At 72.9% G+C, this 16,853-nt stretch carries 13 protein-coding genes; 4 read left to right on the forward strand and 9 right to left on the reverse strand.

The window, feature by feature from the left end; translation table 11 throughout:
* Nucleotides 1-90 precede the first annotated feature (90 nt).
* The 6 genes from proC to MFF54_RS00460 all read right to left on the reverse strand — a co-directional run bounded on the left by proC (nucleotide 91) and on the right by MFF54_RS00460 (nucleotide 6,395).
* The gene (proC, locus tag MFF54_RS00435) at nucleotides 91-912 is read right to left on the reverse strand and encodes a pyrroline-5-carboxylate reductase (RefSeq protein ID WP_238300421.1); all 822 of its coding nucleotides are present in this window, start codon (nucleotides 910-912) and stop codon (nucleotides 91-93) included.
* A gap of 16 nt (nucleotides 913-928) precedes the next feature.
* Nucleotides 929-1,438: a type III secretion system chaperone family protein gene (locus MFF54_RS00440; RefSeq protein ID WP_066924356.1), complete on the reverse strand. Its 510-nt coding sequence runs from the start codon at nucleotides 1,436-1,438 to the stop codon at nucleotides 929-931.
* A 290-nt stretch (nucleotides 1,439-1,728) separates the two neighbouring features.
* Entirely contained in the window at nucleotides 1,729-2,016 is a 288-nt protein-coding gene (locus MFF54_RS00445; RefSeq protein WP_238300423.1) for an accessory factor UbiK family protein, read from the reverse strand.
* 509 nt (nucleotides 2,017-2,525) lie between these two features.
* Nucleotides 2,526-2,786 carry a hypothetical protein gene (locus MFF54_RS00450; RefSeq protein ID WP_238300425.1) on the reverse strand — a complete coding sequence of 87 codons (261 nt, stop codon included), beginning with the start codon at nucleotides 2,784-2,786 and terminating at the stop codon, nucleotides 2,526-2,528.
* Nucleotides 2,787-2,919: 133 nt separating this feature from the next.
* Nucleotides 2,920-3,636 (reverse strand): PhoH family protein, encoded by a 717-nt coding sequence (locus MFF54_RS00455; protein ID WP_238300427.1) that lies wholly within the window; start codon nucleotides 3,634-3,636, stop codon nucleotides 2,920-2,922.
* Between the two features lie 383 nt (nucleotides 3,637-4,019).
* Complete coding sequence (locus MFF54_RS00460) at nucleotides 4,020-6,395, reverse strand: ATP-dependent helicase (RefSeq protein WP_238300429.1); 2,376 nt, start codon at nucleotides 6,393-6,395, stop codon at nucleotides 4,020-4,022.
* Between the two features lie 184 nt (nucleotides 6,396-6,579).
* On the opposite strand from MFF54_RS00460, the gene MFF54_RS00465 reads away from it, so the two are divergent.
* Nucleotides 6,580-6,822: a hypothetical protein gene (locus MFF54_RS00465; RefSeq protein ID WP_238300431.1), complete on the forward strand. Its 243-nt coding sequence runs from the start codon at nucleotides 6,580-6,582 to the stop codon at nucleotides 6,820-6,822.
* A 143-nt stretch (nucleotides 6,823-6,965) separates the two neighbouring features.
* Nucleotides 6,966-10,511, forward strand: coding sequence for an AsmA-like C-terminal region-containing protein (locus tag MFF54_RS00470; protein WP_238300433.1), 3,546 nt, complete (start codon nucleotides 6,966-6,968; stop codon nucleotides 10,509-10,511).
* A gap of 4 nt (nucleotides 10,512-10,515) precedes the next feature.
* Here MFF54_RS00470 and MFF54_RS00475 read toward each other — a convergent pair whose 3' ends face one another.
* Nucleotides 10,516-12,648 carry a S9 family peptidase gene (locus MFF54_RS00475; protein ID WP_238300435.1) on the reverse strand — a complete coding sequence of 711 codons (2,133 nt, stop codon included), beginning with the start codon at nucleotides 12,646-12,648 and terminating at the stop codon, nucleotides 10,516-10,518.
* Between the two features lie 575 nt (nucleotides 12,649-13,223).
* On the opposite strand from MFF54_RS00475, the gene MFF54_RS00480 reads away from it, so the two are divergent.
* Nucleotides 13,224-14,114 (forward strand): DUF6456 domain-containing protein, encoded by an 891-nt coding sequence (locus MFF54_RS00480; protein WP_238300436.1) that lies wholly within the window; start codon nucleotides 13,224-13,226, stop codon nucleotides 14,112-14,114.
* 236 nt (nucleotides 14,115-14,350) lie between these two features.
* Here the strand turns inward: MFF54_RS00480 and MFF54_RS00485 are convergent, their stop codons facing one another.
* Both MFF54_RS00485 and MFF54_RS00490 read right to left on the reverse strand, forming a co-directional pair.
* Nucleotides 14,351-14,776, reverse strand: a complete 426-nt coding sequence (locus MFF54_RS00485; protein WP_238300437.1) for a SufE family protein — start codon at nucleotides 14,774-14,776, stop codon at nucleotides 14,351-14,353.
* Between the two features lie 66 nt (nucleotides 14,777-14,842).
* Complete coding sequence (locus MFF54_RS00490) at nucleotides 14,843-15,880, reverse strand: sensor histidine kinase (protein ID WP_238300438.1); 1,038 nt, start codon at nucleotides 15,878-15,880, stop codon at nucleotides 14,843-14,845.
* Nucleotides 15,881-16,150: 270 nt separating this feature from the next.
* Here MFF54_RS00490 and MFF54_RS00495 point away from each other — a divergent pair, with 270 nt between their 5' ends.
* The gene (locus MFF54_RS00495) at nucleotides 16,151-16,849 is read left to right on the forward strand and encodes a hypothetical protein (RefSeq protein WP_238300439.1); all 699 of its coding nucleotides are present in this window, start codon (nucleotides 16,151-16,153) and stop codon (nucleotides 16,847-16,849) included.
* The last annotated feature ends 4 nt before the right edge of the window (nucleotides 16,850-16,853 follow it).

The following is a 16,853-nucleotide window of genomic DNA, read 5'->3' on the forward strand; positions in this document are numbered from 1 at the left end:
TTCCTCACACTCGGTCCTGACATTCGGGCTAGTCAGCTCGCCGCTTCCGTTCCCCTCTGCGGGGGAAGGAGAGTGCATGGCCCGGACCGATCAGCCCGACAGCTCGCCCGCCCGGCGCTTGGCCGCCGCGACGGCCTCGCGCATCAGGCCGCCGAGGCCGTCGGCGCGCATCAGCACCTCCAGCGCGGCGGCCGTGGTGCCGCCGGGCGAGGTGACGTTCCGGCGCAGTTGCGCCGCCTCCTCGGGGCTCGCCTCCAAGAGGGCGCCCGCGCCGGTGACCGTGGCCCGCGCGAGCCGGCCCGCGATGTCCGGCGCGAGCCCGGCCGCGACGCCGGCCTCGGCCAGCGCCTCGACCAGCAGGAAAACGTAGGCCGGGCCCGAGCCGGAGACGGCCGTGACCGCGTCGATCGCGGCCTCCGCCTCGAGCCACTCGGTGAGCCCAGCGGCCGAGAGCAGCGCCTCCGCGACGGCGCGCTGATCGGCAGAGACCTCCGGGCTCGCCACCGCCCCGGTCGCCCCGCGCCCGATGCTCGCCGGCAGGTTCGGCATCGCCCGCACCACGGCCCGGGCCCCGGGCAGGCGCGCCTTCAGGTCCGCGATGGTCTTGCCGGCCAGGATCGAGAGGACGAGCGTGTCCGGGCCCACGAGCGGCGCCAGCGCCGCCGAGGCCGCCTCCAGCCCCTGCGGCTTGATGCCGAGCACCAGCACCGCGGCCGGCGCGGGCTCGGCCGGATTCAGCGCGATGCCCCGCTCCGCGCAGAGCGCGGTGATCGCCTCCGAGGGCGCCGGATCGAGGATCGTGGTGGCGCGCGGGTCGAGCCCGGCCTCTAGCCAGCCGGTCAGCATCGCGCCGCCCATCTTGCCGGCGCCGACGAGGGTGAGGGAGGCGGGCAGACGTGCAGGGGCGGTCATCGCGGGTGACGGATCCTTAGGCCTCGCCCTCGGTCTCGAACAGCACGGCGTCGAGGGCCTCGCGGGCCGTCTTGCCCGCCCAGAGCACGAACTGGAAGGCCTGATAGTAGCGCTCGCAGGCATCGACCGCCGACTTCATCAGGGTCGCGCATTGCGGGTGGGTCGGGATGACGCCGCCCGTGAGCAGCAGCGCGTGGCGGAACATCACCACGTTGTCGCTCGACCAGAGGTCGAAATGGCCGATCCAGAGCTGCTCGTTGACGAGCGCGATCAGCCGCAGCACCTCGACGCGCTGGCGCTCCGGCACCTTCAGGTCGAAGGCGCAGGCGACGTGCAGCGCCTCCATGTCCTCGATCCAGGTGAAGGCGAGGTGGTAGTCCGTCCAGCGCCCGGGGCTGGTGACCGACATCTCGTCGGTCTCGGCCCGGTCGAAGATCCAGTCGCGCAGGGATGCCAGGCGCTCGACCACGTCGAGCGGGTGCTCGATCCGGTCCTGGTCTTCGATGTCGACGTGAAGCTGGGGCATGACGATCCGGACTGGCGGCCGGAGACCGACCGCAGTGGCATGATGTTGGTAAAGCAACCGAGCGTCCAAACGCGCCCCAACGCAGTAAAGCTCGACCATTCGGGGTCTTGAGCGATGATGCGGCGGGTCACGTGCTGGCGGTCATCGGTGCGCTCGGGCGAATCAGAACCTGACCGACTATAGACCGGGCGGGACTCGCGACACAAAGCGGGCCGCCCGCCCGGTGAACAGGAAACGGAACCGGCGGCTCCGCTTCCCTGTGCAAAAGCCGAAGCGCCCGGCAGCCCGCCTCAGACGCCCTCGCTCGCCCCCGCGCCCGCGCTCCCGGCCCTGTCTCCGAGCTTGCCCTCGAGCACCGCGACGCGGGCGGCGAGCGCCTCGTTCTGGGTGCGCAGCGTGCTCACGAGATCGCGCAGCACGTCGACCTCCTCCCGCGAGGCGATGTCCATGTCGCGGATCAGGCGCTCGAACTGGGCCCGGACCACGGTCTCGGCCTCCCGGCGCACGCCCTGCGCGGCGCCGGCCGCGTCGGTCATCATCCGGGCGAAGTCGTCGAACAGGCGGTTGGAGGGGGGCATGGTCGTCTCCCAGGAAACCAGATCTGCGGCATGATCGGCCGCTCGGCATCTCACGCGCGCGGCCCTGAAGGGAATCCCGCCCGGCCGCGGCAATCTGCCTGCACCCACAGGCGCGGGTCCGCCAGCCCCAAATGTCGGGCCGATCGCGGATGCCGGACATCCGAGGCCGTCAGCGACGCTCCCCGGACGAGGCGCACCCCTCTTCCGGGCCGGCTGCCGGGCTCGCGCGCCGGCTTCTGCCATCCCCGGCGTCATTCCGGGGCGCGCAGCGGAACCCGGGATCCATGAACACCGAAGCCTCAGGATCTGTAACGGCGGTGTTCATGGATTTCGGGCTCGCCTGCGGCGCCCCGGAATGACGGCGCGTGGGTCGGAAGATCCCAGGACCGGCGTTCCGACCCGCCGGTACAGTCCCGAAACCGATCCGCCGGCCCATCCGCGGGTTCCCCAGCCCGAAACGGAAACGGGGCCCCGCGGGGCCCCGAACCGTCCCGGATGGGACGGGCTGCTCACATGTTGCGCATCATGTGCCGGCGCATCATCCGGCGCTCCATGTGGCGGCGCATCATCCGGCGCTCCATCCGGCGCTCCATGTGCCGGCGCATCGCGCGGCGCTCCATCCGGCGCTCCATCGGCGTCATCTGGACGTGGGTCACGGCGTCGGGCGCGCTCACGCCCGCGGGCATGCCGGGAGCGGCGGAAGCCGGGCCGGCAAGGGCGGCGGCACCCAGCGCAGCGGCGACGGCGAAGGCGAAGGTCAGTTTCCTCACGAGAGATTCCTGGTCTCGAATTGCCGGGCGCGGAACCCGGTTCATCCTCCCATTCGGGAGGTTCGGAGCAGTTTCTCGTGCCCGAGCGGGCACGACGGACCACCGCAGAGATCCGTCGTGCCCAACCCTTCAATCAGAGATTGGTTTCCTCGAAGGCCTTCACCCATTCGGCGCAGATGCCGGAGCGGACGATGTCGTCGCGGGTGAACTCCACCACCGGGATCGGCATCATCCGGCTCTTCACGAGGTGGATCACGGTGCGCAGGCCGGAGGTCTCGCGCAGGTCGGTCTGCGAGACGTCGCCGTTGATGATCACCTGGCAATCGTCGCCGATCCGGGTGAGGAACATCTTGATCTCGGCGGTGGTGGTATTCTGGGCCTCGTCGAGGATCACCAGGCAGTTCTTGAAGGTGCGCCCGCGCATCACCTCGAAGGGGACGATCTCGATGTCGCCGGTCTTGAGCGCGATCTCGAAGGCGGCCTGGCCCATCCGCTCCTTCATGGCCTCGGTGAGGGGCGCCACCCAGGGGGCGATCTTGTCCTCGAGCGTGCCGGGAAAGAAGCCGAGCGAGCGGCCCGAGGGCACGTTCGGGCGGGTGATGACGACCTTGGCGATCCGGCGTTGGCGGAGCTGGTCGGCGGCGCGGGTGCCGGCGATGAAGGTCTTGCCGGTTCCGGCGGGGCCCAGGACGATGACTTGCGCGTGCTTGGCGAGAGCGTCGAGATATTCGCCCTGTCGGTCGGTCAGTGGTTGGATCGGGCTTAAACAACGTTCCTCGTCGAACCGGGTCCGGTGCACCCGGGCACCGCGATCTTCTACCAGCTCAAGTCGTGCGCGCCGTCTTTTCATCGATCAACACTCCACCTGGACTTGCCAATCTGGAACTGTCACTGCGCTTTAGAGGTAAACCTTTTATTCAGACCCACTTCGCCCCTTGCACCTCAATGGTGGACCCGGTTGGCGGGTTCCATCGTGGCCTCAGATGCCTGTGCAAACCGGCAGGATTCCGGCAAGCAACGGCCGCACCAAACCGGCGCCGGCGCGCAAGCTCGAGGGCGACTGTTGCAATTCGGAGACGATCTTGCGGGAGGCGTCGGATCAGGCGCCTGGGCGCCCCGGGGTGGTCACGGGATGGCACCGCATCCGTCACGCCCTCGATCCTGACTCGCCCGAAGGCGATTCCGGCCGGTCCTGCCGCCCTGAAAAGTCCGGGCTTGAGCCGGCGGGACAGCTCACCCCGGCTGGAGGAAGCTGTCGAGCACCATCTTCCGGCCGGCCTTGTCGAAGTCAACGGTCAGCTTGTTGCCGTCGACGCCCGCGACGGTGCCGGGGCCGAACTTGGTGTGGAAGACCCGCTGGCCGCCCTGGAAGGCGGAGGGGCTGCCGGTGGATTTGGCCACCAGCTCGCCCTCGATCTGGCGGGGACCGCCGGAAGGTCCCCCGGAGCGGCCGCCGCCGGCCGAGGCGCCGAAGCCGCGCCCGCTGATCGCGGCCTGCGCCCGCTGCCAGCCGGGCGTGCCGTAGGAGGAGCCGAACGGCGCCGGGTTGCGGCCGAAGCGGGAGGCGCCGGCCGAGAAGTGGGCCGGCGCCTCGACCACGTCGACGGAGGCTTCCGGCAACTCGTCGATGAAGCGCGAGGGAATGGTCGAGGACCACAGCCCGTGGATGCGGCGGTTGACCGCGAAGGACAGCTTGGCGCGCTTGCGCGCCCGGGTGAGCCCCACATGGGCCAGCCGGCGCTCCTCCTCCAGGCCGGCGCGCCCGCTCTCGTCGAGCGCCCGCTGGTTCGGGAAGAGGCCGTCCTCCCAGCCGGGCAGGAAGACGGTGTCGAATTCGAGCCCCTTGGCGGCGTGCAGCGTCATCAGGGAGACGCGCTCGGCCCCCTCCGCCTCCGAGGCCTCCATCACCAGCGAGACGTGCTCCAGGAAGCCCGCCAGATCCGGGAACTCCTCCATGGAACGGACGAACTCCTTCAGGTTCTCCAGGCGCCCGGCCGCATCCGCCGAGCGGTCCTTCTGCCACATCTCGGTGTAGCCCGATTCCTCCAGGATGGTCTGGGCGACCTCGGAATGGGGCTGGGTCTCCACGGAGCGGGCCCAGCGGGAGAAGCTCTCGGTCAGCGCCCGCAGCGTCGAGCGCACGCGCGGCTTCAGCTCGTCGGTCTCGCAGAGGCGGCGGGCGGCGAGCAGCAAGGGCACGCGCTCGGCGCGGGCGTAGGCGTGGAGCTGCTGGAGCGTCGCGTCGCCGAGGCCGCGCTTGGGCGTGTTGACGATGCGCTCGAAGGCGAGGTCGTCGGCGGGGTTGGCGGTGACCCGCAGATAGGCCAGCGCGTCGCGGATCTCGGCCCGCTCGTAGAAGCGCGGGCCGCCGATCACCCGGTAGGGCAGTCCGAGCTGGACGAAGCGGTCCTCGATCTCGCGCATCTGGGCCGAGATGCGCACCAGCACGGCGATCTCGGAGAGCGGGTGCTTCTTGCCCTGCAGCCGCTCGATCGCCTCGGCGATCTGGCGCGCCTCCTCCTCCGAATCCCAGGCGCCCGTCACGGTGACGCGCTCGCCCGGCTCGTCGTCGGTGCGGAGCGTCTTGCCGAGCCGCCCCTCGTTCCGCGCGATCAGCCCCGAGGCGGCGGCGAGGATGTGGCCGGTCGAGCGGTAGTTGCGCTCCAGCCGCACCACCACGGCGCCCGGGAAGTCGTGCTCGAAGCGCAGGATGTTGTCGACCTCGGCGCCGCGCCAGCCGTAGATCGACTGGTCGTCGTCGCCCACGCAGGCGACGTTGCGGTGCCCCTGCGCCAGCAGCCGCAGCCAGAGGTACTGGGCGACGTTGGTGTCCTGGTACTCGTCCACCAGGATGTAGCGGAAGCGGCTCTGATAGGTCTGCAGGATGTCCGGGTTCTCGCGCCAGAGCTTCAGGCAGAGCAGCAGGAGGTCGCCGAAATCGACGGCGTTGAGGGTGGCGAGCCGGGCCTGGTAGGCGGTGTAGAGCGCGGCCCCCTTGCCGAAGGCGAAGGCCTGCGCCTCGCCGGCCGGCACCTGCTCGGGACCGAGGCCCCGGTTCTTCCAGCCGTCGATGGCGTGGCTAAGCGCGCGGGCGGGCCAGCGCTTCTCGTCCACGTTCTGGTCGAGGATGACCTGCTTCATCAGGCGAAGCTGGTCGTCGGTGCCGAGGATCGTGAAGTCGGATTTCAGCCCGACGAGCTCGGCGTGGCGGCGCAGGATCTTGGTGCCGATGGCGTGGAAGGTGCCGAGCCAGGGCATGCCCTCGCCGGCCGGCCCGATCAGCGCGCCGATCCGGTGCTTCATCTCCCGGGCGGCCTTGTTGGTGAAGGTCACCGCCAGGATGTCGTAGGGCCGCGCCCGGTTCGTCGCGATGAGATGCGCGATGCGGGTGGTGAGCACCCGGGTCTTGCCGGTGCCGGCGCCCGCCAGCACGAGGACGGGCCCCTCCGTGGTCTCGACGGCGCGGCGCTGCTCCGGGTTCAGCCCCTCCAGATAGGCGGCCGCGTCCGGCCGCAGGGCCCCCATGGCGCGGGCCGAGATCGAGGTGCCGGCACCCTGGGACCCGGCGGGCCCGTCGGCTCTGGAGGCGGCGTGCGGAGGGTTCTGCATGGGATCCTCCCTGGACCAAAACGCGAACGGCGTCGAGGGCTGCGGCCGGGTCGTCGCGGGTGGGCCGGCGCGTCCTGCGGGATTTCGCGGGCGGCCCGCGGGTAGCCCGTCGGCAAACGCGCCGGAACCCGGCCGGGGCTCGCACGTCGTTTCCGCATACGATCACGGCAACAGGAGGATCGCCATGCGTCTCGCACACGTCACCCTCGCCACCGCCCTGGCGCTCGGAACCGCCGGACCGGCCGCCGCGCAGGTCCTGTCGAACCCGAGCTCGACCAACCAAGCGCTCACCAACCAGAGCAACAGCCGCAGCAATCAGCTCGGTACCACGAGCCAGAACAACGCCGCCCGCATGGAGATGCAGCGGAGTCAGAGCGCCCAGCCGCCCGCCCCGCCCAGCGGCGTCGTCGGCGTCCCGCGGCGCTAGGCCCGCCGCACCACCCCTGGCGCGGGCCGGCCCGCACCGTGCTATGTCCCCGCCGGGGCAAACGACGCGCCCGCCTCGTGCGGTGCGCGCACGGCTGTCCCTGAACCCGCCGCCGCGGGCGGATCGAGAGCGGGGCCAGATCGGTGCGTGACCTCCTGACCGCGCTCGCGGGCGCCGTCATCCTCGTCCTCGTGGCGGCGCTCGCCGCGCCGCCCCTGATCGACTGGACGGCGCACCGCGCCCTGGTCGACCGGGCGATCGGCCGCTCGCTGGGCCTGCCCGCCCGCAGCGAGGGGCGGCTCGACGTGCGCCTCCTCCCCTCCCCGCGCCTGCGCCTCGACCGGCTGCGGATCGGCGGCGCGGACGAAGCGCCCGGCCTGGACGCCCGCTTCGTCAAGGCCGAGATCGCGCTGACGCCGCTGCTCGGCGGCGAGATCCGCTTCACCGAGACCCGGGTCGGCCGGGCGGAGGTCAGGCTGCCGGTGACCGGCGGCGAGGCGCTGCTGCTGCCGCCTGGGCTGGGCGAGGCAGGGCCGGGGCGCGACCTCGCGATCGAGGATCTGCAGATCCAGCAGTTCCTGCTCACCACCACCGTGCCGGCGACCGGGCGGACCGATCAGCTCTACGCCGAGGACCTGCGCCTCCAGGCGCCTGCGCTGGCCGGCCCCTGGCGCGTGGAGGGGACGAGCGCCGGAGTGCCCTTCCGGCTGGCGAGCGGCGAAGTCGGCGCCGACGGCAGCCTACCGGTCAAGCTCTCGGGGGGCGGCGACACGCGCCCGCGCTTCGAGGCCGACGCGCGCCTCAGCCTCGTGCCCGCGCCCGGCCGCAGCGCCGGCTCCGGCGGCCGGCAGGCGCTCGCGGTGCAGGCGGAGGGCTCCGCCCGCCTCGTCGTCGGGCCGCCGACGCAGGCCGCGGGCGACTATCTGCCGTTCACGCTCGGCGGACGCTTCAGGGCGCAGGGGTCGCAGGTCCGGTTCGAGACGGTGACCGCCGAGATCGATCCGGCCGGACGCCCGCTGCGCCTCTCCGGCAGCGGCCGGCTCGACCTGCGCCAGTGGCGCGCCGGCCTGAGCCTGGAGGCGCGCCGGCTCGACCTCGACGCCTTCCTGCTCTCCGGCGCGGGCCGGGCGCTGATCGCCCGCGGCCTGCCGAAGAAGGCGCCGGGCCTTCCGGTGCTGCTCGACCTCGATCTCGCGGTCGAAAGCCTCGCACTCGGACTGGAGGAATGGTCGGACCTCGCGCTCGTCGGCACGCTCGACCGCGCGGGCGGGCTCGTCCTGCGCAGCTTCCGCGCGACCGCGCCGGGTGCTGCCGCCCTCACGGCGAGCGGGACGCTGGAGGTGGCACCCGCGCCCCATTTCAACGGCCCCGTCACCCTGTCGGCGCCCCGCTCGGAGGGGTTCGGCCGCTATCTCGGCAAGCTCGGGCTGGATGGCCCGGCGGTGGCGGTGCTCGACGGGCGGCCGGTCGCGGCGAGCGCCACCGTCTCGGCCGCCGCCGCGACGCTGTCGTTGAGCAACCTCGACCTCACCCTCGGCACCGCCCGGCTCACCGGGCTCGCCCGCTACACCGCGCCCGAAGGCCCTGCCCGCGGCCGCTTCGAGGCACAGATCGCGGCCCGCGGGCTCGACATCGCCGCGTTGCCGCCGCTGGGCGGCACCGTGGCGGAGCTGCGCGGCCACGATCTCGGCCTGACCCTCGAGGCCCGGGACGTCCGCTACGGCCAGACCGGATCGGGCGCGGGCACGATCGCGGCCCGCATCGCCTCGGACGGACCGAGCCTCGTCGTGGACACCCTGGAGATCCGCGATCTGGCGGGCGCGAACGCCACGCTCGCCGGACGGATCGGCCCGGACGGTGCCGGCAAGGTCTCGGGCCGGCTCACCGCCCCGGTCGCGGCGCCGCTGATCGCACTGCTCGACCGGGTCTGGACCGGCGAGACCCGGCTGATCCCGGCCTTCCTGCGGGCGGGCGCCCTCGACCTGGCGGTCGCCCTGGAGCGCGAGGCCGGCAGCAGCGACGCCCTGCGGGCGAGCGCCCGCGGCAGCGTCGCCGGGAGCAATCTCGACCTCTCCCTGACAAGCCGTGCCGGCCGGATCGACCGGGCCGAGATCGGCCTGGTCACGCCCCGGGCCGGAAGCTGGTTCGAGCGGCCCGACATCGCCGGCCTCCAGCAGCCCGCGAGCCTGCGCATCCTCGCCACGCGCCAGCACGATTCGGCCTATGCCCAGGCGACCGGGGAGGACGCGCGCCTCGCACTGACCCTCGACGGCACGGTGGCCGGCCTGAAGCTGGCGACGGTCCGCCCGCTCCGGCTCGACCCGGAGGGCCGGCCGGACGAGGGCGAGCTCCGGGCGGCAGGGGCCGATCTCGGCCCCTTCCTGACGCTCGCGGGCGCCGCGGCGCTGGCACCCGGTCCGTGGCCTGCCGAGCTGACCCTGGCGCTGGCGCGCGCGGACAACGCGGCGGGCCTGCGGGCCAGCCTGAGGGGACAGATCGCCGGCGCGAGCCTCAGCGCCGACCTGCGGCGCGCCGACGACGGGCCGGTGACGGGCAGCGTCAGCCTCGCGCGGCTCTCATTGCCGCAACTCGCCGCCGCGCTGCCCGTGCCGGACCGTGCCGTGCCCGCGCCGCCCCTCGACCTCGACCTCAGGGTCGAGGCGCTCGATCTCGGCCGCGGCCTGAGCCTCACCGGAGCCGGGCTCAAGCTCGCCTACGCGGATGGCGACCTCGGCCTGCGCGACCTCGGCGGGCGCCTCGCCGAGGGACGGCTCACGGGCACCGCCTCCCTCGCGCGGCGCGCGGGCGGCCTCGCCGTCTCGGGCGAGGGCACGTTGGAGGATGCGAGCCTGCAGGCCTTGGCCCGCGGCCCGCTCAGCGGGCGGCTCTCGGCCAAGCTCCGCTTCGGCACGTCCGGCGCGGATGCGGCGGCGCTCGCGGCCAACCTCGCGGGATCCGGCACGCTGACGCTCACGGATCTCAGCGTGCCGGACGCCGACCCGGCCGCCCTCGGGCGGGCGCTCGGCCGGGCGCTTGAGGCGGACGACCCCCTGCGAGAGGGCCGCCTCCCCCAGATCGTCGGCGAGGAGCTGGGCCGCGCCGCCGCCCAGGCGCGCGGGTCGGTCTCCGCACCCGCGACGATCATCGGCGGCATCGTGCGGGCGGGTCCACTCGACCTCGATCTCGGACCGGCGCGCTGGAGCGGCAGCCTCGCGTACGACCTGGGCGCCGGCCGGCTCGACGCGCGCGGCACGCTCGCGGGCGGCGCGCCCCCCCGCGGCTGGAGCGCGGGCACGCCCGTGGCCGGGTTCGGGCTGGCCGGACCGCTCGGCGCACCGGAGCGCTCCCTCGATACCGGCCCGCTCGCGACCGGCCTCGCGGCCGTGGTGCTGCAGCGCGAGCTTGAGCGGATCGAGCTTCTGGAGGCCGATCAGGTCGAGCGCCAGCGCCGCCGCGCCCGCATCGAGTTGGATCAGGCCCGCGCCGCCGCCCTCAAGGCCGCAGCCGAGGCCGAGGAGGCCGCGCGCCAGGCCCGGGCGAAGGCGCAGCAGGCGGCCGCCGAGGAGGCCGCCCGGCAGGCGCGGGCCCGCGAGGCCGAAGAAGCAGCCCGGGAGGCCGCCCGGCGCAGCCAGGTGAGCCCGCCGGCCGAGGCCGTGCCGGAGGGCAGCCCGGCGCAGGTTCAGCCGTGACGGCTCACACCTTGCCGACCGCCATCAGCGCGAAGGCGTAGATCAGGCCGACCTCCTCCAGCCGGTCGAAGCGCCCGGCAGCCCCGCCGTGGCCGGCCTCCATGTTGATGCGCAGGATGACGGGACCGCCCCCCGTCATGGTCGCGCGCAGGCGCGCCACCCACTTGGCCGGCTCCCAGTAGGTCACGCGCGGGTCGGTCAGGCCGCCGAGTGCCAGGATCGCCGGATAGGCTTTCGGCTCGACGTTCTCGTAGGGCGAGTAGGACAGGATGGTGCGGAAGGCCTCCTCGCTCTCGGCCGGATTGCCCCATTCGGGCCATTCGGGCGGGGTCAGCGGCAGGTCGGCGTCGAGCATGGTGTTGAGGACGTCCACGAAGGGCACGTCGGCGACGATCCCGGCGAAGAGCTCGGGGGCGAGGTTCGCGACCGCCCCCATCAGCATGCCGCCCGCGCTACCCCCATGCGCCACAATGCTCTTTTCGGATGTGTAGCGGGCCTCGACCAGCGCGCGGGCGCAGGCGACGAAATCCGAGAAGGTGTTCGGCTTCTTCTCGCGCTTGCCGTCGAGATACCAGCGCCAGCCCTTCTCGGTGCCGCCGCGGACATGGGCGATGGCGTAGACGAAGCCGCGGTCGACCAGAGAGAGCAGGTTCGTGCGGAAGGCGGCCGGCATCAGCGTGCCGTAGGAGCCGTAGCCGTAGAGCAGCAGCGGCGCGCTGCCGTCGAGGGGGAGATCGCGCCGGTGCAGCAGCGAGATCGGCACCTGCGCGCCGTCCGGCGCGGTCGCGAAAAGGCGGCGCGTCACGTAGGCCGCCGGGTCGTGGCCGCTCGGCACGCTCTGGCGCTTGCGGAGCGTCCGTTCGCGGGTGGCGCAATCGTAGTCCCAGGTCTCGGCCGGCGTCGTCATCGAGGAGTAGACGAAGCGGATGACCGGCGTGGCGAAGGCGTGGCCGGACTGCAGCCCCAGCGAGTAGGCTTCCTCGGCGAAGGCGACGGCGTGCTCCTCGCCCGTCGTCACGTCGCGCACGATGATGCGGGGCCGGGCGTTCTCGATCTCCAGCCGGACAAGGTGGTCCGCCAGCAGGTGGAGATGGCGGATCATCACGCCGGCCCGGTAGGGCACGAGGTCGCGCCAGTGCGCGCGGCCGGGCGTGGCCAGCGGCGCGGTGACGATCTTGAAGTCCTCGGCCCCGTCCGCGTTGGTGAGGATGTAGAGCGCGTCCGCCCGGTGCTCGACCGAGTAGATCAGCAACGGCTCGCGCGGCTGCACCACCGTCAGGGGGGCGTGGGCGGCGTGCCGGTCGAGCAGGTGGACCTCCGAGGTCTCGTGGTCGCTCGCCGTCACCGCCAGATAGGCGCCGGATTGCGTCTGCCCGATATGGACGAAGTAGCCGGGATCCGGCTCGCTGTAGACGGTCTCGTCCTCGGACTGCGCCGTGCCGACCCGGTGGCGCATCACCTTGGCGGGGCGGTGGTTGGCATCGACCGCGACGTACCAGAAGCTTGCTCCGTCACCCGCCCACACGGCCTCGCCGGAGGTCGCCTCGACCCGGTCGTCGAGATCCCGGCCCGCCCCGAGGTCGCGCACGCGGATCGTGTAGAGCTCGGAGCCCTTGGTGTCGGCGCTCCAGGCGAGACGTCCGTGATCGTCGGCGTGGACGGCCGCCGCGATCTCGAAGAAGGCGAGCCCCGCCCCCTCGCGGTCGCCGTCGATCAGGATCACCTCGTCGGCCTCGGCGCCGAGATCGTCCGGCCGGGCCGGGTCTCGCGGGCGGCGGCAGACCAGCGGGTGCTGCCCGCCCTCGCGGTGGCGGGTGTAGTAGCTCCAGGGCCCGTCCGGGTCCGGCACGCCGCTGTCGTCCTCGCGGATGCGCCCGCGCATCTCGGCCACCAGCGTCTTCCGCAAGCCGGCGGCGTCCGCCAGCATCGCCTCCGCGTAGGCGTTCTCGGCGTTGAGATAGGCGGCGATGTCGGTGGGCAGCGCCCCCGGGTCCTTCAGCACCGCCTGCCAGTTCTCGGCCTTCAGCCACGCGTAGTCGTCGGTGATCTGGCGGCCGTGCACCGCGTAGGTGTGCGGCCGGCGCTCGGCGACGGGCGCGTCGGCGCGGTGCGGGAAGGCTGAGGTCGTCGGGGCCATGCTGGGCTGTCGCTCACCGGATCCGGATGCGGGAGCCCGAGAGGTGAACCCGTCCGCGCCCGAGGACAAGATGTGAGCGGGCGGTTGGGTTCAGGAAGGGGGCGGACGGAACACTGGTCGCCGCCGGACTCGCCGACCCCGATGGATGACGCACCACCTTTCCGGGGCGCATGGAGCGCGAGCGGAATGCGACCCGGGACCCAGAGGATGAAGGGCCGCGGAGCGGCGCGACCGTCGGCGCCGTCGCAGGATTTTGACGCTGCGTGCCATCGTGCTCTGGCTCCCGGATCACCCTCCGCCGGCGCTCCGGGCGTCCGGGAAAGCCTGCGCTGTGAACGGAGACGGAAAGCGGTCTGCCCTCAGGATTCCGTATCGCTGAGGTTGCCGGAGATCTGCACCTGAGAACGGCCGGGGCCGCCTCTGCTCCTCCATCCCTTCCCGGCCAAGTCCGGCAACTCCAGATCCCCCTTCGGCAGCGCGCCTGTGCATAACCGGAATGCGTCAAGTCTTGACTTGGGACGACCTTCCAGCAACCTACGGTCGCCCACACAGCGCGTTCTGCTTTGGAACAAAACATGAACAAAAGAACCGTCGATCGAGGCTGCCGGCCCGCCCGGGGCCCGGCCCTGCCGGCCGAGCGCCAGATCACCCGGGCGGCGGAACGGCTGCTCGCGGCACTCGCGCAGCCCGGCGCCTACGCCTTCGCGGACCCGATCGATGGATCCGCGCTGATCGTGCGGGCGGGGCGGGCCGGCATCTCGCTTGGCGGCGGGCGCTTTCCGGTCTCGGCCGGGGAGCAGCTCCTGGCCCAGGACCTGGTCCGGACCGAGCCGGGGGGCCGCCGCCATCTCGTGCTGAGCCCGGCCGGCCGCGCCCGCCTGCGGCGGCAGGCGGGCCCCGAGGGAAGCGCCTTCCTGGCCCAGCATCTCGATCTCGTGCCGGAGGAAGCACCCGAGAAGTCACCGGACGGCGCGGCGGACGGGACGCCCGAGGCGCCCCGCCTGCGCGACGCCTCCGAGAGCCCGGTCGCCTGGATGGCCCGGCGCCGCGGCAGCGACGGACGGCCGCTGATCGAGCCGGCCGCCTTCGAGGCGGGCGAGCGCCTGCGCCGCGACATCACAGTGGCCCGGATGACGCCGCGGCTCGGCGTGGCCTGGGGCTCGGAGCGGGTCGACGGATCCGGCCCGCGCGACCCGGCCTCGGCCTCCGACGCGGTGGTCGCGGCCCGCCAGCGGGTGCGCGGCGCGCTCGACGCGGTCGGGGGCGACCTCGCCAACCTGCTGATCGACCTCTGCGGCGAGCTGAAGGGCCTGGAGCGCATCGAGGCCGAGCGGCGCTGGCCGGCCCGCTCCGCCAAGGTGGTGGCGCGCATCGCTCTCGGCCGGCTTGCCGAGCATTACGGCCTGGAGCGCGCCGCCACCGGCCCGGACCGCGCCCGGATGCGCCTGTGGCGGGAGACCGCCTGAGGATCCTCAAGGGCCGGCGGACAGAGCGTGCCCCTCCCCCCTCTGCGGCCAGGGCAATCGCGGATGTGGGCCACTGGCCGCGGATTGCACCTGAGCCGCGCCGCGCCCCCTCTCCCGACAGGAGAGGGGACCCGCGCCTTCTACGGTGTCCGGACTGCCCTCAGCGCAATCCGGCCTGTTCGGCCAGATGAGATCGCCTCTCTCTCCACCGGATGCGCCATGACGTGTTTTCCATCTCACGCGGCCGCGAGCCGCGCCGCGTCGCGGTTGATGCGCTCGACCATCGCGCGCACGCCGTTCGAGCGCTTCGAGGTCACGTGGGCGCCGAAATGCAGCTGCCGGAACAGGTCGAACCCGTCCATCTCGGCGGCCTCCCGCGGGCTCTTGCCGGTGTAGAGGGCGACCATCAGCGCCACGAAGCCCTTCACCACGAAGGAATCGCTCGAGCCGTGCAGGACGAGGCGCGACCCCTCCGGCGTGTCCGCGACCGCCGTGTCGATCCAGACCTGACTCTCGCAGCCGTGGACGCGGTTCTCCTCCCGGCGCAACTCGTCCGGCATGTCGGGCAGGGCACGACCGAGCTCGATCAGGTATTCGAGGCGCATGTAGTCGTCCTCGATGAACTCGAAATTCTCGATGATCGTCGCGATCGGGGGAAGCATCCGGGCCTGCGTCGTCCTGCGGGGGTCGGGACCTATATAGGCGGCCCGCGTCCGCTGCGAACCGGGTCAGGTCACCACGCGCGCCTCGGGCAGTTGCAGGAGCAGGGGATCCTGTGCCGTCGCGCTGCCCGTGACGGCGATCTCGGCCTGGGCCGCGTAGGCGGTGATCAGGCGCGGCCCGAGCTTGGGCACGTTGGGCCGCCCGGGCTCGTCCCCCTCGCCGGCGCCCGAGACGATCGAGAGCCGCACCGGCCCGCCGGCCTCCGCGTGAATGTCGATGGCGATCGCGCAGGCGACCGATTCCGCCGTCGCGTCCAGGCACTCGGCCACGATCTCGGCCACGATCATGCCGAGCGCGTTGGCGGTGCGCGGCTCGACGAGGCCGGTCCCGGCGCCGCCGACCTGCACGCCGATCCGCCCCGCGCGCCGCAATTGCCCGAGGCCCGAGGCCAGTCGGTGGAGGTAGTCCCGGAGATCGATGCTCGCGATGTGCGGCGCCTCGTGCAGGTGCTGCTGCACCAGCGCGATCGCGCGGACGCGCTGGCCGAGCGCCTCGAACGAGCCGCGGCAGGGATCGGGCGCGGCCCGGCCGTAGAGGCCGATCAAGCTCACCATCACCTGAAGGTTGTTGCGCACCCGGTGGTAGACCTCCGCCAGCAGCGTCTCCTTCTCGGCGAGCGCGTGCTCGATATGCTCCTCGGCGTGCTTGCGGTCGGTGATGTCGAAGCAGGAGCCGAGATAGCCCCGGAAACCGCCCTCCTCCACGAGCGGGCGCGCCGTGTCGAGCAGCCAGCGGTAGGCTCCGTCGTGTCGGCGCAGGCGGAACTCCACCGTGAACGGTTTTCGCGACGCGAAGGCGTCCGCCACCACCCGGGCATGGCGCTCGAAATCGTCCGGGTGCAGGCCCTGGCGCCAGTCCCGCGCCAGCTCCTCGTCGAGGCTGCGCCCGGTGAATTCCAGCCAGCACTCGTTGTGATGGATCGCCCGGCCATCGGCGTCGGAGCGCCACATCATCAGCGGCACCGAATCGGCGAAGCGCCGAAAGCTGTCGCTCAGAGCGACGGCCTCGCCGGACCCCGCGCCTCCTGATGTCTCGACCGTCATGCTGTTCCCGACTCGGACGCCCGCGCCCAGACCGGCATGAGCGGGGTGGGCGCCGGTCAACGTCCCGGGGGGAGCCCCGTTCCCCGCACCGCCCGCGCCGGCACAAGCGGCACTCATCCTAACATAGGTTGAGGCTTCCTGTCCCCCCTGCGCCACCAGACGCACCTGCGCCTCTGGCTTTAAGACCTATTATTAGAAAATAGTCATTGACAGCGCGACGCTCCCAGGGTAGGGTTCAGGCATTCTCCAGAAGTGTGACAAGAGGCGGGGATGCGCTTGGACAGCCCCTACGCGCCGGAGCTTCGCGCCGAGGCCGAGCGCCTCATGCGGGAGACCGACCGGACGCAGCTCTCGATCGCGCGCGAACTCGGCCTCCCGCCCAGCACCCTGGGGCGCTGGAACGTCTGCGGGGGTTGGCGCACGGTGCCGCCGCGGCTCGCGCACCTGAACCCGACGAACTGGCCGCAGGCCCGCCGCGAAGCGGTGGCGCGCCTCTACGACGAGCCCCGCGTGGCCCCTGCGGATCTGGCGCGGGCGCTGGGAGTCGGGCGAAATTCGGCCGCCGCATTCTTCCGGACGCTGGGCTTCGGCGTTCGGCGCCGGAGGGCCGGGGCGGCGCCCCCCGTCCCGCTCGATCCGACCTCGGCGGTCGATGGGCCGGCCCTGCGGGCCGCCCTGCGCGGCCACGTCGCCCGCCAGATCGCGGCCTTCGATGCCGCGCTCTCCGGGGAAGGCGCGGCGGTGGTCGATTCGGCCCGGGTCCTGCGCGACCTCGGCGGGCTGAAGCGGCTCCTCGACGAACTGAGCCTTGAGCGGGAGGACGGCGATGGCGGCGAGCGTGGCGCCGACGACCTGCCGGCCCTGCGCGCGGCACTGGCGCGCCGCTTGGCCGGCGCATCTCGGCGAGGCGGACCTCGCCCGCGCGCTCGGGGCCCTGCCGCCCCCGGCGCTGCGGGCGCTGGCGCGTGACTGG

Source organism: Methylobacterium gregans (assembly GCF_022179245.1).
In the GTDB taxonomy this organism is placed as follows: domain Bacteria; phylum Pseudomonadota; class Alphaproteobacteria; order Rhizobiales; family Beijerinckiaceae; genus Methylobacterium; species Methylobacterium gregans.

What these genes read in the sequence shown, in the direction of transcription:
- MFF54_RS00465 (WP_238300431.1), top strand. Translation starts at nt 6,580, where the DNA reads ATGCGTCTCGCACACGTCACCCTCGCCACCGCCCTGGCGCTCGGAACC.
- MFF54_RS00480 (WP_238300436.1), top strand. Translation starts at nt 13,224, where the DNA reads ATGAACAAAAGAACCGTCGATCGAGGCTGCCGGCCCGCCCGGGGCCCG.
- MFF54_RS00440 (WP_066924356.1), bottom strand. Translation starts at nt 1,438, where the DNA reads ATGCCCCAGCTTCACGTCGACATCGAAGACCAGGACCGGATCGAGCAC.
- MFF54_RS00485 (WP_238300437.1), bottom strand. Translation starts at nt 14,776, where the DNA reads ATGCTTCCCCCGATCGCGACGATCATCGAGAATTTCGAGTTCATCGAG.
- proC (WP_238300421.1), bottom strand. Translation starts at nt 912, where the DNA reads ATGACCGCCCCTGCACGTCTGCCCGCCTCCCTCACCCTCGTCGGCGCC.
- MFF54_RS00455 (WP_238300427.1), bottom strand. Translation starts at nt 3,636, where the DNA reads ATGAAAAGACGGCGCGCACGACTTGAGCTGGTAGAAGATCGCGGTGCC.
- MFF54_RS00445 (WP_238300423.1), bottom strand. Translation starts at nt 2,016, where the DNA reads ATGCCCCCCTCCAACCGCCTGTTCGACGACTTCGCCCGGATGATGACC.
- MFF54_RS00460 (WP_238300429.1), bottom strand. Translation starts at nt 6,395, where the DNA reads ATGCAGAACCCTCCGCACGCCGCCTCCAGAGCCGACGGGCCCGCCGGG.
- MFF54_RS00475 (WP_238300435.1), bottom strand. Translation starts at nt 12,648, where the DNA reads ATGGCCCCGACGACCTCAGCCTTCCCGCACCGCGCCGACGCGCCCGTC.
- MFF54_RS00495 (WP_238300439.1), top strand. Translation starts at nt 16,151, where the DNA reads ATGCGCTTGGACAGCCCCTACGCGCCGGAGCTTCGCGCCGAGGCCGAG.
- MFF54_RS00490 (WP_238300438.1), bottom strand. Translation starts at nt 15,880, where the DNA reads ATGACGGTCGAGACATCAGGAGGCGCGGGGTCCGGCGAGGCCGTCGCT.